The organism is Collinsella sp. AM41-2BH (assembly GCF_003468085.1).
Classification (GTDB): Bacteria; Actinomycetota; Coriobacteriia; order Coriobacteriales; family Coriobacteriaceae; genus Collinsella.
Map to the genome: position 1 here is coordinate 1 of NZ_QSGH01000027.1, position 18207 is coordinate 18207.

At 60.5% G+C, this 18207-nt stretch carries 19 protein-coding genes; all 19 read left to right on the forward strand.

What is annotated here, in order from left to right; translation table 11 throughout:
• Positions 1–43 precede the first annotated feature (43 nt).
• The 19 genes from DW899_RS09775 (at position 44) to DW899_RS09865 (ending at position 18132) form a co-directional block, all read left to right on the forward strand.
• Positions 44–1231: a M20/M25/M40 family metallo-hydrolase gene (locus tag DW899_RS09775; RefSeq protein ID WP_233539963.1), complete on the forward strand. Its 1188-nt coding sequence runs from the start codon at positions 44–46 to the stop codon at positions 1229–1231.
• Positions 1232–1522: 291 nt separating this feature from the next.
• On the forward strand, positions 1523–2590 hold the full coding sequence (gene prfA / locus DW899_RS09780; RefSeq protein WP_006235697.1) for a peptide chain release factor 1: 1068 nt from the start codon (positions 1523–1525) through the stop codon (positions 2588–2590).
• 590 nt (positions 2591–3180) lie between these two features.
• On the forward strand, positions 3181–4431 hold the full coding sequence (locus DW899_RS09785) for a HemK/PrmC family methyltransferase (RefSeq protein WP_117800922.1): 1251 nt from the start codon (positions 3181–3183) through the stop codon (positions 4429–4431).
• A gap of 68 nt (positions 4432–4499) precedes the next feature.
• A complete protein-coding gene (locus tag DW899_RS10925; RefSeq protein WP_117800925.1) occupies positions 4500–4685 on the forward strand; it encodes a type II toxin-antitoxin system HicA family toxin in 186 nt (61 codons plus the stop codon).
• A complete protein-coding gene (locus tag DW899_RS09795; protein WP_147349750.1) occupies positions 4652–5143 on the forward strand; it encodes a type II toxin-antitoxin system HicB family antitoxin in 492 nt (163 codons plus the stop codon). The genes DW899_RS10925 and DW899_RS09795 overlap by 34 nt, the downstream gene beginning before the upstream one ends.
• A gap of 134 nt (positions 5144–5277) precedes the next feature.
• Positions 5278–6021, forward strand: coding sequence for an L-threonylcarbamoyladenylate synthase (locus DW899_RS09800; protein WP_117800931.1), 744 nt, complete (start codon positions 5278–5280; stop codon positions 6019–6021).
• Positions 6022–6034: 13 nt separating this feature from the next.
• Positions 6035–7576 (forward strand): glycerol kinase GlpK, encoded by a 1542-nt coding sequence (gene glpK / locus DW899_RS09805; protein ID WP_089573103.1) that lies wholly within the window; start codon positions 6035–6037, stop codon positions 7574–7576.
• A gap of 123 nt (positions 7577–7699) precedes the next feature.
• Positions 7700–8347, forward strand: coding sequence for a uracil phosphoribosyltransferase (gene upp, locus DW899_RS09810; protein WP_040359658.1), 648 nt, complete (start codon positions 7700–7702; stop codon positions 8345–8347).
• A 280-nt stretch (positions 8348–8627) separates the two neighbouring features.
• Positions 8628–8939, forward strand: coding sequence for a hypothetical protein (locus DW899_RS09815; protein WP_117564996.1), 312 nt, complete (start codon positions 8628–8630; stop codon positions 8937–8939).
• A gap of 3 nt (positions 8940–8942) precedes the next feature.
• Positions 8943–9746: a F0F1 ATP synthase subunit A gene (gene atpB / locus DW899_RS09820; protein WP_022094263.1), complete on the forward strand. Its 804-nt coding sequence runs from the start codon at positions 8943–8945 to the stop codon at positions 9744–9746.
• Positions 9747–9870: 124 nt separating this feature from the next.
• A complete protein-coding gene (locus DW899_RS09825) occupies positions 9871–10065 on the forward strand; it encodes an ATP synthase subunit C (RefSeq protein ID WP_022094262.1) in 195 nt (64 codons plus the stop codon).
• Between the two features lie 15 nt (positions 10066–10080).
• Positions 10081–10683 carry a F0F1 ATP synthase subunit B gene (atpF, locus tag DW899_RS09830; protein ID WP_117635548.1) on the forward strand — a complete coding sequence of 201 codons (603 nt, stop codon included), beginning with the start codon at positions 10081–10083 and terminating at the stop codon, positions 10681–10683.
• A complete protein-coding gene (locus DW899_RS09835; RefSeq protein WP_006235713.1) occupies positions 10673–11149 on the forward strand; it encodes a FoF1 ATP synthase subunit delta in 477 nt (158 codons plus the stop codon). Before atpF ends, DW899_RS09835 begins: the two co-directional genes overlap by 11 nt.
• On the forward strand, positions 11149–12747 hold the full coding sequence (gene atpA, locus DW899_RS09840; protein ID WP_035138794.1) for a F0F1 ATP synthase subunit alpha: 1599 nt from the start codon (positions 11149–11151) through the stop codon (positions 12745–12747). The genes DW899_RS09835 and atpA overlap by 1 nt, the downstream gene beginning before the upstream one ends.
• A 5-nt stretch (positions 12748–12752) precedes the next feature.
• A complete protein-coding gene (gene atpG, locus DW899_RS09845; RefSeq protein WP_117800934.1) occupies positions 12753–13661 on the forward strand; it encodes an ATP synthase F1 subunit gamma in 909 nt (302 codons plus the stop codon).
• Positions 13661–15115 (forward strand): F0F1 ATP synthase subunit beta, encoded by a 1455-nt coding sequence (gene atpD, locus DW899_RS09850; RefSeq protein ID WP_006235717.1) that lies wholly within the window; start codon positions 13661–13663, stop codon positions 15113–15115. The genes atpG and atpD overlap by 1 nt, the downstream gene beginning before the upstream one ends.
• 3 nt (positions 15116–15118) lie before the next feature.
• On the forward strand, positions 15119–15511 hold the full coding sequence (gene atpC, locus DW899_RS09855; protein ID WP_006235718.1) for an ATP synthase F1 subunit epsilon: 393 nt from the start codon (positions 15119–15121) through the stop codon (positions 15509–15511).
• A gap of 88 nt (positions 15512–15599) precedes the next feature.
• Complete coding sequence (gene murA, locus DW899_RS09860; RefSeq protein ID WP_117800937.1) at positions 15600–16883, forward strand: UDP-N-acetylglucosamine 1-carboxyvinyltransferase; 1284 nt, start codon at positions 15600–15602, stop codon at positions 16881–16883.
• 13 nt (positions 16884–16896) lie between these two features.
• Complete coding sequence (locus DW899_RS09865) at positions 16897–18132, forward strand: LCP family protein (RefSeq protein ID WP_117800940.1); 1236 nt, start codon at positions 16897–16899, stop codon at positions 18130–18132.
• Positions 18133–18207 lie beyond the last annotated feature (75 nt).

Here is an 18207-nt window from a genome sequence, read left to right on the forward strand (position 1 = left end):
CCTATCTTTTTAGTGCCCTCGGATTGGGTCATAGTGTCTGTTGGTGACGCTTGGCGGTTCCGACTCCGCCCTCAAACCCGTCATGCTCATGGGTCACATGGACGTGGTCCCCGTGGTGCCGGGTACTGAGGCCGATTGGACGCACGCCCCCTTTAGCGGACATGTGGACGACGCCTACATTTGGGGCCGCGGTGCCATCGACATGAAAGACCAGGTCGCAGGTATTCTCGAGGCGGTTGAGTATGCGCTGGCGCACGGTTGGCAGCACGAGCGCACGCTGCTCCTGGCCTTTGGTCAGGACGAGGAGACGACGCAGTACGGCGCAGGCGCCATCGGCCGCGCGCTCGAGGAGCGCGGCATTGAGCTTGAGTACCTGATCGACGAGGGCGACTACCGCATCGTTCCGGCTGCCGAGTACAGCGCGGGCGAGGGTTGGCTCATGCACGCCGACCTGGCTGAGAAAGGTTATGCCGACATTGTGCTCAAGACAAAGAGCGCGGGTGGACATTCTTCCAACCCCTACGGCGGCACGTCGCTCGAGGTGCTCTGCCGTGCCATCACCGCAATCTGCGATATCGAGTGGCCGACGCGCGTGACCGATTTGCTTGCCGCCCAGCTTGTCGAGTTGGGGCTCTACACCGCCGATGAAATTGCCGCCAACGGGGATGCCATTGTCCGCGATTGCCTCGCCAGCAAAAAGCTCTATCCGCTGGTGACGACCACCTGCGCGCCCACGCAGATCGAGGGCGGCAGCACCGGTGCCAACGTAATGCCGCAGGATATGTGGGCCAACATTAACTTCCGCATGCTCGAGGGCATGAGCGTGGCCGACGTTGTGGCGCGCTGCCGTGGGGCGGTTGCCGGGGCGGACCTTGACGGGCGTGTCGAAGTGGAGCTGGGCCCCGGCAGCTCCGAACCCTCTCCGTCCCCGCGCATCGGTGGTTCCGGCCTCGAGACGGTTCGCTCCATCGCCGCCCGCTATTTCCGTGATCCAGAGGGGACGGAGGAAAACGGATCATTCGAGCCAGTGGCAATTGTGCCCTCGACCGTGATCGGTGCGACCGACGCCGCCAACTACCAGCACATTTGCCCTGAGTGCATTCGCTTCTCGGCCTTTGTGGTTGATGACGACGAGTGCGATCGCGGCGTCCACGGCACCAACGAGCGCATCACCCGCCGCGCCTACCTCCAGGGCATCCGCTTCCTCATCGCCCTGCTTCAAACGCTCTAGAATCTGGCAAAGCGACAGTCCCTTTGTTAGCCGTTGGGGACGCTCTTAAACGACTAGTCGTTAAGGAACGTACCCAACGGCTACGTCCACTCATTCCGTGCGGGTTATATGCAGGTTTGTCTGCGCACGCTATCATGTATGGGTTAGACCGCAACTATGTACCCCACACGCGAAGGGATGCGCATGTATCTGAAGATCGACATGTTCTAGCTGGGCTTACCCCCGCAGTGGCGCCATGCGCCCCATCAATTCTGCCGATTTTCACCTTCACGCATATAAAGGAGTCCCGTCATGCGCGACAAGCTCGAAAAGATCATCAAGGCCTACGAGGAGCTCGAGAAGAAGCTTTCCGACCCGGCCGTTGCCTCCGACATCAAGGAGTTCACGCGTCTCAACAAGGAGTACGCGCACCAGTCCGACCTCATTGCCGCTTCGCGCGAGTACATCGGCGCGCTCGATGACATCGAGGCTGCCAAGGAAATGCTCCGCGACACGACCGACGCGGACGAGAAGGAGATGCTCCAGATGGACATCTCCGAGAACGAGGAGAAGCTTCCCCAGCTCGAGGAAGACATCAAGTACATGCTCATCCCGAGCGACCCCAACGACGACAAGAACACTATCGTCGAGATCCGCTCCGCCGCCGGTGGCGACGAGGCCGCCATCTTCGCCGGCGACCTGTACAAGATGTACCAGCGCTTCTGCGAGTCGCGCGGCTGGAAGACCACCGTGCTCGACTCCAGCCCTAGCGAGGCCGGCGGCTTTAAGTCCATCGAGTTCAAGGTCGAGGGCGACCGCGTCTACTCCGTCATGAAGTTCGAGTCCGGCGTGCACCGCGTCCAGCGCGTTCCCAAGACCGAGTCCCAGGGCCGTATCCAGACCTCCACGGCGACCGTCGCCGTACTTCCCGAGGCCGAGGAAATCGACGTCCAGATCAACCAGTCCGACCTGCGCATCGACACCTACTGCGCCTCCGGCCCTGGTGGTCAGTGCGTTAACACCACTTATTCCGCCGTGCGCATCACCCACCTGCCCACCAACACCGTGGTGCAGTCGCAGGAGCAGCGTTCCCAGATCCAGAACCGCGAGGTCTGCATGCAGATGCTGCGTGCCCGTCTGTACGAGATGGAGCTCGAGAAGCAGCAGGCAGAGCTCGGTGCCGAGCGCCAGAGCCAGATCGGCCACGGCAACCGTTCCGAGAAGATCCGTACCTACAACCAGCCCCAGGACCGCGTGACCGATCACCGCATCGGTTTCAACTCCACCTACAACGGCGTCCTTCTGGGCGACCAGCTCGGCACCGTGATCGAGGCGCTCGCCGCCGCCGAGCGTGCCGAGAAGCTGGCACAGGCTGTTTAAGTTACGGCGTTTTACCAAACGCCGTAACTGCTCGACGCTGCGCGCCGCCCAGAGCGACAATTTGTCATTCAAAAGGCAAGGCATGACCAGAAGGTCTATGCCTTGCCTTTTTCATGCCAACTTGTTCGCTCTGGACGTCGCTCGCTGACATTGCCAAAACATCGGCGTTTCCTTGGTTGTCAAATGATCCGTAGGGAGTCATTGGTGACATTGCCTTGATATTTTATTCAGTCGGCTGTGATGTCATTTGAGCTGCTTACCTGCTTAAGGTAATTGACGGCATAAGTCCGCTATCGAAAATATTGCTCAAAATATCGTTCAAGAAGTCGCGGAGCGATTTTTGATGGGTCGCGCGTCAAGTGATTTGGCAAGTTCTTGGTTAGATATTGGTCAGTTTTGGGGCAACCTTGCCAAAAACTTGACGGATGCAGATTTAGACGTCAACGAATGAACACTCTAGGCAGGCTCCAAGCAAAATTCTGGGCTGATTCTCGATAATCGCCTTCAATCGTCCCTTGCCAAGCGCTGGCCTCGCTTACAATCTGCTCCGACATTCGCGCGCCGTCCGGCGCTTAAGAGGGGAGGGCCCCATGGCAAACGAGATTTGGACCATCAAGCGTTGTCTCGAGTGGACCAAGGAGTACCTGGCCGAGCGCGGCGAGGAGCACCCCCGTCTTTCTGCCGAGTGGCTGCTGTGCGCCGCCACGGGCCTGGCGCGCATTGACCTATATATGCGTATGGACGAGACGCTTAACGCGGCCCAGCTCGAGACCATGCATGCGGCCGTCGTTCGTCGCGCTAAGGGCGAGCCGCTGCAATACATCACGGGCAGCACGCAGTTTCGCATGATCGATGTCGCGTGCGCCCCCGGTGTGCTCATTCCGCGTCCCGAGACCGAGATGCTCGTCGAGGAAGTCCTCAATTATCTGGATGCCGAGGTGCTGAGCCCCGAGGCTGCTGCCCGCCAGCGTGTTGAGCTGCCTTGGAACGATGAGGTCGAAGAGGCCCGCAAAGCCGAGGCCGCGCTGGCAGACGAGCGAGCGACCGCCGAGCGCCGTGCCGCTAACCTGACGGCTGCCGATGAGGCGGCGCTAGGCAGCGACGTGCTGGGTAGCCGTGCCTATGCCGAGGAACTGGCCGACCGCGAGGCCGAGGAAGCCGCCGCACAGGCAGCGGAAGCCGAGACTGCGGAAGCTGCTGAGCCCGAGCTCGACGAATACGGCATCGCCATCGAGGGTGCCGACCAGGAGACGGTTTCAGCTCAGGATGCCGCTGCGCCTGCCCCAGCCGAGCCCCGCACTGCTCGCGTTCTCGAGGTCGGCTGCGGCACGGGCTGCATCTCGCTCTCTCTTGCTTGGGAGCGCCGCGGCCACGTTACCTGCACCGCTACCGATATTGAGCCGCGTGCTATCGATCTGGCCACCAAAAACCGCGACGCGCTCGGCCTCACGGCAGATGAGGTTGCCTTCAGCCTCACCAACCTGGTGAGCTCCATTCCCCACGACGAGTGGGGCACCTTCGACGTGCTCGTCTCCAACCCGCCTTACATCCCGACCGACGTTATGCGCTCGCTGCCGCACGAGGTCAAGGACTTCGAGCCCGATTTGGCGCTCGAGGGCGGTGCCGATGGCCTGGATATCTTCCGCCGCCTGCTCAATGCGGCACCCTATATGCTGCGCGCCGGCGGCCTGTTTGCCTGCGAGCTCTACGAGGGTGCCCTCGACGCCGCCGCCGAGCTCTGCCGCCAGGCGGGTCTATCGGATGTGCGCATCGTCCGCGACCTCACCGATCGCCCCCGCATCGTTCGGGCCGTCGTCACCGAGCCCAAGCAACGCCAGTAATATTTATTAACTGGTTAGCAAAAATTATAAAGTAGTTTATAATTAGGACGGCTGAAAGAGGTCGGCCCATGCAACCTCCTACCTTTCGGGAAATCATTGCCCTACTCAAGCACGATGGATTCGTGAAGGTCGCGCAAGTCGGTAGTCATGCTAAGTATGTTTCTGGTGACCGCGTTGTCACCGTGAACGGCTCTGGTGGTGATCGACCAAAGAAGGGCGCGTGGGCAAGTATTCGTCGCCAAGCTGGATGGTAGTTGGAGGCAAAATGAGGCAGCGATTTACCTATGACTGCGTTCTCATAAAAGAAGACGATGGTTACTGCGCTAGCTTCCCGCAGATTCCCGGCGCCTTTGCCGATGGCGATGCGCGCGAAGAAGCGATTGCCCATGCCACCGAGGCACTGATGGCGTTTTTGGCCGACGACCTCAACAACGGTTTGACTCCGGCAGGGTACGAACGCTCGGCCGAGGTCGTGGCCCTTTCAGTCGAAATCGACAACGAGGACGCTCGGGAAGCGGCGTGCCGAACATTTAAAGACGCAGCGCTGGACCTCAAAGTCTCCGCTCCGCGGATTACCGCGCTGGTCAAAGCCGGAAAGCTCGATGTTGAACTCGTCGACGGCCGTCGGATGATAACGATAGACAGTATCGAGCGTTACGCCGCCCAAGAACGTCACGCCGGCAGGCCAAAGAAGTTCGTCGCAGTCCAATAACCCCCTCACTTTCACCGACTACTAGAGCCGCTCACCAAACCAACATGCGCTCTGGGCAAATAGGTTGAACGTTTCGTGCGAGAATGCCCCACAGTAAACAAACTTGCACCAGAACGTAAGGGGCTGGCATACACATGCAGACGGTCTATCGGGTATACGAGGGAACGCGCGAGCCGCATCGGCTTGCCGTCGAGCGCACGGCCGAGGTGCTCGGCCGCGGCGGCCTGGCTTTGATCCCGACCGAGACCGTCTACGGTGTCGCCGTGGCAGTCAACGCCTTCTCGGACGCCGTGCCCCAAGATACAAGCGAATTCCCATCGTGGCCGCGCGATCCGCAGGCTGCCGTCAATGGCGCCGCAGTTCCTGCGCTCGGCACCGGCTATCGCCGTATCTTCACTCTCAAGCAGCGCGAGCTCACCCAAACGGTTGCCTGGCTGGTCGATGATGCCGAGGCACTCGACCGCTATGGCGTGGATATCCCTAACGAGGCCCGCGTGCTCGCCCGACGATGCTGGCCGGGCACCCTGACTATCGTGGTCAAGGCAGCCCCCTGCGTGCCGACCTTTATGCGCGCTGCCGACGACACGGTGGCACTTCGCGCTTCGGCCTCGCCCGTGGTGCAGGCGCTCATTCGCGCCTGTGGCAGCCCCCTTGCCTGCACCAGCGCCAACACGCATGGCGCGCCCGCGCCGGCAAGTTTTATCACGGTGGAGGGTCGCATCCTGGAGGGGGTCGATGTTGCCGTCGACGCCGGTGAGACCCCGTGTCGCGACGCCTCGACCATCGTGTCGTTTCAGCACGGCGAGCTCCAGATCCTGCGCCAAGGCGCACTTCCCGCATCAGAGATCGAACGGGTCCTGTCCGACCCGATGCAATAGAAAGGTTTAAGCGATGTCGTTGAATCTGGGCAGCCTGGGCATGGAAGATGCCTCGTTTGACTTTGGCGGTTCCTACATCATGGCGCTCGACTGCGGCACCACCTCGGTACTTGCGACCATCGTCGACGAGTACGGCTGCATCGTCGCGCAGGCACGTCGCAGCGTCAAAACCAGCTTCCCGCGTCCCGGTTGGGTAGAGCAAGACCCCATGGCGGTCCTTGCTAGCCAGATCGCCGTCATGATGGAAGTCCAGTTTAAGAGCGGTATCCACTCCGACCGCATTGCCGCCATCGGCATCTCCAACCAGCGCGAGACCACGGTGGTCTGGGATCGCGTGAGCGGTCAGCCGATCTATAACGCTATCGTATGGCAGTGCCGCCGTACCGCACCTCTGATCGACGAGCTTGTCGAGCAGGGCGCAGAAGGGCTGGTGCGCTCCCGCACGGGACTCACGCTCGACCCGTATTTCTCGGCCTCCAAGGTGCAGTGGATTCTCGACAACGTCGACGGCGCACGCGAAAGCGCGGCGGCGGGCGACCTCATGTTTGGCACCATCGACACCTGGCTCATCTACAACCTCACCGGCGGCCAGGTCTTTGCCACCGACTACACCAATGCCAGCCGCACGGCACTCTTTAATATCCATACGCTCGATTGGGACGACGACCTGCTGGCACTCTTTGACGTTCCACGTTCCATGATGCCCGAGGTTCGCTGGAGCTCGGGCGACTACGGCCGCGTCGCGAGCGACATCATGACCAACATGCCGCCCATCATGGGCGTGGCGGGTGACCAACAGGCGTCGCTGTTCGGCCACTGCTGTTTCCGTCCCGGCCAGACCAAAAACACCTATGGCACGGGTTGCTTTATGCTCATGAACACCGGCGACGAGATCGTCGAATCCAAGAATGGCCTGGTCTCCACCATCGGTATCGCTGCGGACGGCAAAGTCAGCTATGCGCTCGAGGGCTCTATTTTTGCCGCCGGCTCAACGATGAACTGGCTTCGCAACAACATGGGCATCATCTCGAGCGTGAGCGAGTCGGCACAACTCGCCGCTTCGATTAGCGACAACGAGGGCTGCTACTTCGTTCCGGCCTTTGCGGGTTTGGGTGCTCCCTGGTGGGACCCGCATGCTCGCGGTATCGTGTGCGGTCTGACCGGCGCCTCGAGCCGTGCGACCATCGTACGTGCCGCCTGCGAATCCATGGCATATCAGAGCTACGACGTGCTGCGCGCCATGGAGCAGGACGTGGGGCTTTCGATTGAGCGCCTGTCTGTCGATGGCGGTGCCTCGCGCAACGAGTTCATCATGCAATTCCAGGCCGACCTGCTGGATATCCCCGTGCTGCAATGCGAGACGGTGGAGACCACGGCAATCGGTGCCGCGTACTTGGCGGGTCTTGCCGTCGGCTATTGGGAAGACCTGGAAGAGCTGGAGCAAAATGCCCAGATCGTTAGGACCTTCCTTCCCCACATGTCCGCCGAGCGCCGCGAGCAAAACCTTGCGGGCTGGCGTGATGCAGTCAGGCGCTCGCTCAGCACCTCACAGTAGGGCTGCGATGGGCTGCTCGATACAACAAACCGCTAAACTAATGCATGGCGTGCGGCGGCAACATTGCTGCGCGCCTTGTCAGCAAGGCCGTTTTGCGGCCGCAACGAAAGGGGCAATCAACCCATGACCGTCACCTACGATGCGTCCCGTGTGACGCTTGTCGATCACCCGCTCGTCCAGCACAAGCTGTCGATCCTGCGCGACAAAAACACCGGCACCAACCAGTTCCGTCAGCTCGTGCGCGAACTCGCGCTTTTTGACGGCTACGAGGCCATGCGCGACCTGCCTATGGAAGACGTCGAGGTCGAGACCCCTATCACCACCGCAACGTTTAAGCAGCTCGCCGGCAAGAAACTCGCCATCGTGCCCATCCTGCGTGCGGGCCTTGGCATGGTCGACGGCATCCTCGACCTGGTGCCCTCCGCTCGCGTGGGCCACATCGGCATGGAGCGCGACGAGGTCACCCACGAGCCGCACGAGTATTACTGCAAGATGCCCAAGGATATCGACCAGCGCATCTGCCTGGTCGTCGACCCCATGCTCGCCACGGGCGGTTCGGCCGAGATGGCCATCAGCTACCTGCGCGAGCGTGGTGTCAAGGACATCCGCATGCTGTGCATCGTCGCGGCCCCCGAGGGCCTCAAGTCGCTGACCGAGAAGGATCCCGATGTACATATCTATACCTGCGCCATCGACGACCATCTCAACGAGGCTGCCTACATCGTTCCCGGCCTCGGCGACGCCGGCGACCGCATCTACGGCACGCTCTAGTCGCTGGGCTAAACGGCCGCGGCTGCAAATACGAAGAAACGGTGCGCGCGGACGAACAAAAGGCGACCGCGCGCACTCCTGTTAACGGACGTTTTGCCCTGCAGGGTTCGAGAAAAACGTATTACCGTACCTGCGGCATAAAGAAGGTCTTAAGAAAACGAACAGGTGCGTATTAACCGATGCTTTTTCGGTTGTACTTTAGCGATTGGCTCGTACAATAGTCACCAATGTTTGGCGGGAACTGTTCTGTGAAGCGTTAAAAAGGAAAGTGAGGACGCCAGTGTTTCAGATAGCCGATCTGCTCGCTATCGTTGCAGGCGCCATCGCGGGCGCAATTGCCTTCCTTCCCTTTGTCTTTACGCTCAAGCCGGTTCTTGACGATAAACAGAATGCGGACATGCTCAAGGGTATGGTGAGTCTGGCGGTCTCGGCAATCGCCCTGCTCGTCTTTACCTTGGTTGTGTTTGTGTTGTTCGGAGAGGCATTTCGCATGTTCCTCCTGGGCGAGGCGATCGGCTTCGTGGCCTTTATGGCTGCCTGCACGGTTCGTGTCGTCAAGGCGCTGCGAGATCCTCATGAGGTCGAAAGGTAAGTCGTGGAAATTTTTGAAAAGCTGCCTGATGAGATTAATCATCTGGTCAGCGAGTTCAGCTCCACCCCTGTCGTGGGCGATCTGAGCTGCGGCATCACGCAGTACTCGTTTTGGCTGATCGTCTCCACGATCGTGCTCCTGATCGTCCTGGCCGTGTTCAAGAAGAAGCAGACCCTGGTCCCCAAGGGCTTCTTCGTCAACGGTTTCGAGTACATCATTGAGTACGTCGAGAACGATATCGGCAAGGGCGTCGTGGGTGAGAACTGGAAGAAGCACTTCCCGTTCCTGTGCTCGCTTTTCCTGTTCATCCTGATCAATAACATGATCGGCCTGATCCCGGGAATGAAGCCCGGCACCGGTGCAATCGGCTCCACCGCCGCGCTCGCCATCTTCGCCTTCGTGTACTTCATCTACTACGGATGCAAGGCTCACGGCGTGATCGGCTACATCAAGAGCCTCGCCCCGCAGGGCGTGAGCTTCCCGATGAACGTGCTTGTGTGGGTCGTCGAGCTTTTCTCGACCTTCCTGCGCCTCATCACGCTTGCCGTCCGTCTGTTCTGCAACATGTTCGCAGGACACGTGGTCATGGGCTCGTTCGCCATCATGGCGAGCATGTTCATGCAGCCGCTGCTTCAGCAGGTTTCCGCGGCCCACGCCGTCGGCGCCCTGCCTTCGCTGGCCTGGCTTGCCATCCTCATCCTGATCTATGCGATCGAGCTTGTGGTCGGCGCCATCCAGGCTTACGTCTTCACGGTCCTTACCGCCGTGTATGTCTCCGAGGCAGAGGAGGTCGCGGAGGAGGAGTAGTCTTCCGTTCGCGCCTTAATGGTAAGGCAATTCGTTAAACCGCCGGTGCCCGTACCCATGGAGCCCGGCAGTTATAAAAAGGTTATCCTGCGTGAAATAAGACACGCACGACAAAGGAGGAATCGTGGGAGTTATCGGTTACGGTCTCGGTGTTATCGGCGCTGGTCTTGCTATCGGCCTGTCTGCTCTGGGTGCTACGGGTGCTATGGCCCGTCAGCCTGAGGTCCAGGGCCGCGTGTTCACCGTCTTCATCATGGGCTCCGCCTTCGGCGAGGCTCTGGCTCTGATCGGCTTCGTTGTCGCGCTGATCGTTAAATAGCACGGAGCGTCAAGTATGAATCTTTCATCCCAGAAGAGCGCGATCGCACTCTCCGCGTCCGCGGCCGCGCTGCTCATGCCGGTTTCCGCGTTCGCTGAGGACGGCGCTGCCGGTGCGGACATCCTCATCCCTAAGATGGCGGAGTTCATCCCGGCGCTTATCGCCTTCCTGATTATCTGGATCGTGCTGGCCAAGGTCGCCCTGCCGGGCATCATGAAAACCATGGAGGAGCGCGGCAAGAAGATCGAGGAGAGCCTCGACGAGGCCGAGAAGACCAAGCAGGAGGCTATCGCCAAGCGCGCTGAGTCCGACTCGATCGTCACCGACGCCCGTCGTCAGGCTGCCGACATTGTTCTCGAGGCCCGTAAGGACGCCGAGTCCGAGCGCGCCCGTATCATCGAGGCTGCTCACAAGGAGGCCGAGGAGATCATCGCCAAGGCCCATACGACCGTCGAGGACGAGCGCAAGTCCATCTACGCCGGTGCCGCGAGCTCCATCGCCGACCTGTCCGTTGCCGTCGCCACCAAGATCGTGGGCGAGGCACTCGAGGACGAGGCCGAGCAGAAGAAGCTCATCGAGCGCTACATCCAGGAAGCAGGTAGCCTGAATGCCGACTAGCCGCTATCAGGACAAGGTGCTCGAGACCTACGCGCGCTCCCTTCTGGAAGCCGCTAAGGCCGAGAACCATGTGTTCGAGGACCTCGAGATGATCGAGCGCCTGGCTTCTGCCAGCCCCGAGATCATCGCCGTGCTCGACACCATGTCCAAGCGCGACCAGCTCGACCTTCTTCCCAAGGTGGCAGCTGCCTTTAAGTATGTTGCCGAGGAAGACGAGGATGTAGTGGGCGTGACCGTCACCACGGCGATCCCGCTCGACGACGAGCTGCGTCAAACCATCACTAAGAAATGCGAGCAGGACTTCGGCCGCAAGGTATTCCTTATCGAGCAGGTCGACCCGTCTATCGTGGGCGGCCTGGTGCTCGAGGCCCGCGGCGAGCGTCGTGACATTTCCGTCAAGACGCAGCTGCGCATCGCACAGGAGACCCTCGCAAACTCTGCTAATTCGTACGGAGGTGAAGCCTAATGTCCGAAACCCTCAATGCCCAGGATATCGCCAAGAAACTGCAGGAGCAGCTCACGAGCCTCTCCGCGACGGTCGATACGCATGAGGTTTCAACGGTCGACGAGGTAGGCGACGGCATCGCGCGCGTTTCCGGCCTCAAGAGCGCCATGGCAGGCGAGCTTCTGGAGTTCAAGAGCTCCGATACCGGTGAGACCGTCTTCGGCCTTGCCCAGAACCTTGACCGTGACGAGGTCGGCGCCGTTCTGTTCGGTGCCGTCGACTCCATCAAGGAAGGCGACGAGTGCCGCACCACTGGCCGCATTATGGATATCCCCGTGAGCCGCGCCATGCTCGGCCGCGTCGTCAATCCGCTCGGCCAGCCCATCGACGGCCTGGGCGACATCGTCGCCACGCACCGTCGCCCCATCGAGTTCAAGGCCCCCGGCGTCATCGACCGTACCCCGGTGTGTGAGCCGGTTCAGACCGGTCTGCTCGCTATTGACTCCATGGTGCCTATTGGCCGCGGTCAGCGTGAGCTCATCATCGGCGACCGTAAGACCGGTAAGACCGCCATCGCCATCGACGCTATCCTCAACCAGCGCGGCAAGGGCATGGTCTGCATCTATGTCGCCATCGGCCAGAAGGCCTCCACGGTTGCCAACATCCGCGAGACCCTCGCTCAGCACGGTGCGCTCGACTACACCATCATCGTTTCGGCCACCGCTGCCGATTCCGCCCCTATGCAGTACATCGCGCCTATGGCCGGTGCCGCTATCGGCGAGTTCTTCATGTACAACGGCGAGGACGGTAAGCCCGCCAGCGAGACCAACCCCGGCGGCCACGTGCTCGTCATCTACGACGACCTGTCCAAGCAGGCTGTGGCCTACCGTCAGATGTCGCTGACGCTGCATCGTCCGCCCGGACGCGAGGCCTATCCTGGCGACATCTTCTACCTGCACTCTCGTCTGCTCGAGCGTGCAGTCAAGATGTCCAAGAAGAACGGTTATGGCTCCATGACGGCTCTTCCGATCATCGAGACCCAGGACGGCGACGTCTCGGCCTACATTCCGACCAACGTCATTTCCATTACCGATGGTCAGATCTACCTGCAGTCCGAGCTCTTCTTCCAGGGCCAGCGCCCGGCAGTCGACGTGGGCATTTCCGTGTCCCGCGTCGGTGGCGACGCACAGACCAAGGCCATGAAGCAGGTCGCTGGCAACCTCCGTCTGGACCTTGCTTCGTACCAGGAGCTCGCCGGCTTCACGCAGTTCGGCTCCGACCTTGACGAGGCCACGCAAAAGCAGCTTACCCACGGCGCTCGCATGACTGAGCTCCTTAAGCAGCCGCGTTACAAGCCGTTTGAGGTTGGCGAGCAGATCGTTACGCTGTTCGCTGGCAACGAGGGCTTCCTGGATGACCTGGAGATCGCCGACGTGCTGCCTTTCCGTGCCGAGCTCATCGAGTACATGGACAATGGCTTTGGCTCGCTGCTCGACAAGGTTCGCGCCAAGAAGATCGATGATGACACCAAGGCTGAGCTCTTGCGCGTCATCGGCGACTTCAAGCAGCAGTTCATGGCCAAGCACCATTCGGATGTTTCTGGATCAGAGGAGAACTAAGCCCCATGGCCAACCTTCGCGACATTAAGAAGCGAATCTCCTCGGTTACCACGACCAAGCAGATCACGCGCACGATGGAGATGGTCTCTACGGCCAAGATCCGTCGTGCCCTCGATCGCTCCAAGCAGGCCGAGCCCTATAAGGAGGCGCTGACCGACGTCATGTTGACGGTTGCCGGCGACGCCTCCTGTTCGGGCACCGATCCCATGCTGCAGAAGCATGAGAGCGTCAAGCATGGCCTGATTGTCGTTATTGCCTCGGACCGCGGCCTTGCCGGCGGTTACAATACGACGGTGGAGCGCACGGCCGAAAAGCTCGCCGCTTCTTGGGCGAACGACGGCATCGAGTGCGAGATCATCGCGTGTGGGCGCAAACCGGCCACGTATTTCCGTGACCGCGCAAACGTCGTCATGCACTTTGAGGGCAACTCCTCTGAGCCCGATTTCAATCAGGCCCGCATGATCTCCTCTCATATCTGCGATGCGTATCGTGCCGGTGAGCTTGACCGTGTCGAGCTTGTCTACCACCACGCCAAGAACCGCGTGGATCAGGAGCTTCGCGTCGAGCATCTGTTGCCGCTCGACCCCGAGATGATCGCTATGGCCCACGGTCCGCGTAAGAACGAGACCGACGCCCCTAAGCGCATCTCGTCCACGTTCGAGTTCGTGCCCTCTCCCGAGCATGTTCTCGGCAAGCTTGTGCCGTCTTATATCCTGACGGTCATCTACCAGGCCCTGATCGATTCGGCGGCTGCCGAGCAGGGTGCACGCCGCAAGGCCATGCACTCCGCGACGGAAAACGCCACCGCGATCATCTCGACCCTTACCCGCACGTATAGTCGCGTGCGCCAGGCTTCGATCACGACCGAGATTAACGAGATCGTCGGCGGAGCCTCAGCATTGGAGGAACAGTAATGGCTAATAACACCGTAAAGCTTGCGGTCGAGGAAGCCACCAAGAAGACGACCGCCGGTGATGGTCGCATCGTGCGAATCATCGGCCCTGTCGTCGACGTCAAGTTTGACGGCGCGGTGCCCCCGATCTACAACGCGCTCACGGTCGAGGCCGAGACCCCGATCGGTCACCTGAGCACGATCCTCGAGGTCGAGAGCCAGCTTCCGGGCGGCGTCGTTCGCACGGTCGCCATGTCCTCGACCGACGGCCTGCAGCGCGGCCTCATCGCCACCGATACCGGTGAGCCCATGAAGATGCCGGTCGGCCCCAAGACGCTTGGCCGCATTTGGAACGTCATGGGCAAGCCCGTCGACGGCAAGCCCATGCCCGAGGTGGAGGAGTTCTACCCCATCCACCATGCCGCGCCCCGTTTCGACGAGCTCACCACCAAGACCGAGATCTTCGAGACCGGCATCAAGGCCGTCGACCTGCTCGAGCCCTACATCCGTGGCGGCAAGACAGGCCTGTTCGGCGGCGCCGGCGTCGGCAAGACCGTTCTGATTCAGGAGCTCATCAACAACCTCGCCCAGGAGCACGGTGGCACCTCGGTGTTCACCGGCGTCGGCGAGCGTACCCGCGAGGGCACCGACCTATTCCTCGAGATGAGCGAGTCTGGCGTTATCGACAAGACCTGCTTGGTCTATGGCCAGATGAACGAGCCGCCCGGAGCGCGTCTGCGCATCGGTCTGGCCGGCCTTACCACCGCTGAGTACTTCCGCGATCGCGGCCAGGACGTTCTGCTGTTCATCGACAACATCTTCCGCTTCTCCCAGGCAGGTTCCGAGGTTTCCGCATTGCTGGGCCGTATGCCGTCCGCCGTTGGTTACCAGCCCACGCTGGCAACCGAGATGGGCGACCTCCAGGAGCGCATTACCTCGACCAAGACGGGCTCCATTACCTCCGTCCAGGCTGTCTACGTCCCCGCAGACGACCTGACCGACCCGGCGCCTGCCACGACGTTTACGCACCTCGACGCCACCACGGTTCTTTCGCGTAGCATTTCGTCGCTCGGCCTGTTCCCGGCTATCGACCCGCTCGCATCTTCCTCCGACGCTCTCGATCCCTCGATCGTCGGCGAGGAGCACTACCGTGTCGCCGTCAAGGTCCAGGAGCTCCTGCAGGAGTACTCCGACCTTCAGGACATCATCGCCATTCTGGGTATGGACGAGCTGTCCGAGGAGCAGCGCCTTACGGTCAACCGTGCCCGTAAGATTCAGCAGTTCCTCTCGCAGTCCTTCCACGTCGCCGAGAAGTTCACCGGCAATCCCGGTGTCTACGTTCGCGTCGAGGATACCGTCCGCTCCTTCGCCGAGATTGTCGACGGCAAGGCCGATGACCTGCCCGAGCAGGCTTTCCGCTATGCTTCCACGATTGAGGACGTGCGCGAGCGCGCCCGCAAGATGGGGGAGAAGTAGGTTATGCGTATCCGCATCGTGTGCCCCGTGAGCTGCGCCTATGAGGGCGACGCTGCGTTTGTGTCGATTCCGTCCACGGATGGCGAGTTTGGCGTTCTGCCTGCTCACTCCAGCGAGATCTGCACGATCGACCGCGGTTACGTTCGCGTTTCCGATAAGGCCATGGGCACTGTCGACCACACGTTTGCCGTGGCCGGCGGCTATGCCCAGGTTGCGGACGATGTCGTGACCGTTCTCGCCGAGCGCGCTTGCGATTTGGCGACCGTCGATGCCGACAAGCTTAAAGCTGATATTCAAGGTTTTGAAGAGAAGCTGGGTAATTTGTCGGAGGATGATGCACGCCGCGCCTACCTCTATAATGAAATCGCATGGTGTAAGCTCAAGCTTGCCCAATAGTCAAACGATTTAGCGTTCGACCATTTGCGAACACATCATGCCCGGGATGGCCCAGCCATCCCGGGCATGCTTTTTGAAAGGGTAGACCTTGGATATTATCCGCGTTGAGGGTGGCCACGCCATCGGAGGCTCCGTGCCCGTCTCGGGTGCCAAGAACTCCGCACTCAAACTCATGGCGGCAACGCTTCTGGCGCCGGGCAAGACGACGCTGCAGAACGTGCCCGATATTTCCGATGTCCACGTGATGGGCAAGGTGCTCAAGGGCATGGGCGCTACGATCGATGTTCTCGACGAGCACACGCTCGAGATTGATACCTCTCAGGTCGATTCTTGGGAGGCCCCCTACGAGCTCGTTGCCAAGATGCGTGCTTCCACCGCCGTGATGGGACCACTGCTGGGTCGCTTCCATCGCGCCAAGATCGCCATGCCGGGCGGCTGCAACCTGGGTGCTCGCAAGATCGATATGCACATTCTTGGTCTTGAGGCCCTGGGCGTTGAGTTCGATACCGCCCACGGTTACATCAACGCTAATGCGCCCCAAGGTCTGCGCGGTACCACCGTCACGCTCGAGTTCGCCAGTGTCGGTGCGACCGAGAACCTCATTATGGCATCCGTGCGCGCGCAGGGCACCACGGTTATCGACAATGCCGCCCGCGAGCCCGAGATCGTCGATCTCGCCAACATGCTCAACGAGATGGGCGCCAAGATTGTTGGCGCCGGTACGCCTGTCGTGACCATCGAGGGCGTGGAAGAGCTGCATCCTGTTACCCATCGCGTAGTGGGCGACCGCATCGAGGCTGGTACCTTTATCGTCGCCGGTGCGTTGATGGCCGACGATCGCGGTGTCGATATCACGGGCTTTTGCCCCATTCACTTGGGCATGGTGCTCAAGAAGATGGAGCTCATGGGTATCGACTGCGAGCGCGTCGAGGATGGCGTCCATGTGAACCGTGTCGAGCGTATCAAGCCGGTCGACATCCAGACGCTTCCGTTCCCCGGCTTCCCGACGGACATGCAGGCGCAGATTATGGTACTCTCCGCCCTTGCCGACGGCAGTTCCGTTATTACCGAGAACATCTTCGAGAATCGCTTTATGTTTGCCTCTGAGCTGGTGCGCATGGGTGCCGACATTCGTATCGAGAGCCATCATGCCATGATTCATGGCGTCAAGGGCTTCTCGGGCGCACAGGTTACCTCGCCCGATCTGCGTGGCGGAGCGGCCCTCGTCGTAGCGGGCTTGATCGCCGACGGGACGACCGAGGTTTCGGCTATCCATCACATCAAGCGCGGCTACGAGCAGTTTGTCGAAAAGCTGCAGGCGCTCGGCGCGCATGTCGAGCATGCCACCGTCCCCGATCCCGTCATCTACTAATTACAGGTTGCCTATGTTTAATAAAAAGCCCCTCGCGGATACCACCGCCCGAAGACCCTCAACTGGTGCGCAGGCCAAGATCTACAGTCGCGATAACGTGGCTCGCTATTCCGAGCGCGCTCGTCAACGTCGTCGTAGCCACACGATTCGTCACGTCGCGCTCATTGTCGTGCTTGGCGTGCTACTGAGTGCCACTACCGCTGCCGGCCTGTGGTTTGCCACCATTATGGGCAAGTTCGGCGATTCTAATGTCATTACCGACAATCTGCGTCGGGTTCTGGTTGACACCGATGAGGCAAAGGATCCGTTCTATGTGCTGCTTCTTGGCACCGACGGCCGTCCGGGCGAGGATACGTATCGTGCCGACTCGATTATCCTGGCACGCATCGACCCCACGCAAAAGCAGGCGACGCTCATTTCCGTTCCGCGCGACACCAAGGTCGAGTACAAGGGCGAGACCATGAAGATCAACGCCTGCCATACCGTTGGCGGCGCCGAGGCCATGGTCGAGGCGGTCAACGAGCTGTGCGGTGTTCAGATTTCCCACTATGCCGAGGTCAGCTTCGACGGTATGCAGGCGCTGATTGATTCGGTTGGCGGTATCGACATTAACGCAACCGATGATGTTGACGACCCCGAGCACCTGGATATTAAGATTATCGCTGGCCAGCAGCATATGGACGGTGCCACCGCCCTTACCTATGCCCGCTGCCGCTACACCTATGCCGACGGCGATTACACGCGCATGCGCCACCAGCGTCAGGTGCTTGGCGCCCTTGCCAACCAGATTCTCAATAACTTCGATGCCACGAAGATCTTTGGCCTGGTTAATTCGCTGTCCGATATGCTCGTAACCGATATGAGCGTTCAGGATATCGTGGCTACGGTCAACGCCATGCGCGGTATGGATGTCGACGGTATCTACTCGGCCAACCTGCCCTCGTACGCCGACGACAGCACCATGATCGACGGTGTGAGCTACGTCTTTGTCTACGAGGACGAGCTCAAGGAAATGATGGAGCGCGTCGATGCTGGCAAGGATCCCAAGGGTCCCAACACCATGGGTCTTTCCGACGGTTCCAGCTCTACGATCGGCGACCTGAACAACAACACGTCTGACGATTACGCAAACGGTACCGCAACCTCATCGGTCAGCTCTGACGATTCCGATGACTCAAGCGATTCGAGCGATTCGGACTACTACGAAGAGCCCACCGGCGACGGCAACGGCTACGAAGCCAATTATTAGGGTTACGCGGGCTTACCAGCCTGCGTAACCAGTTGACGCTGCAAACCCGCCAGAGCGGCAATCTGCCTTTCAACT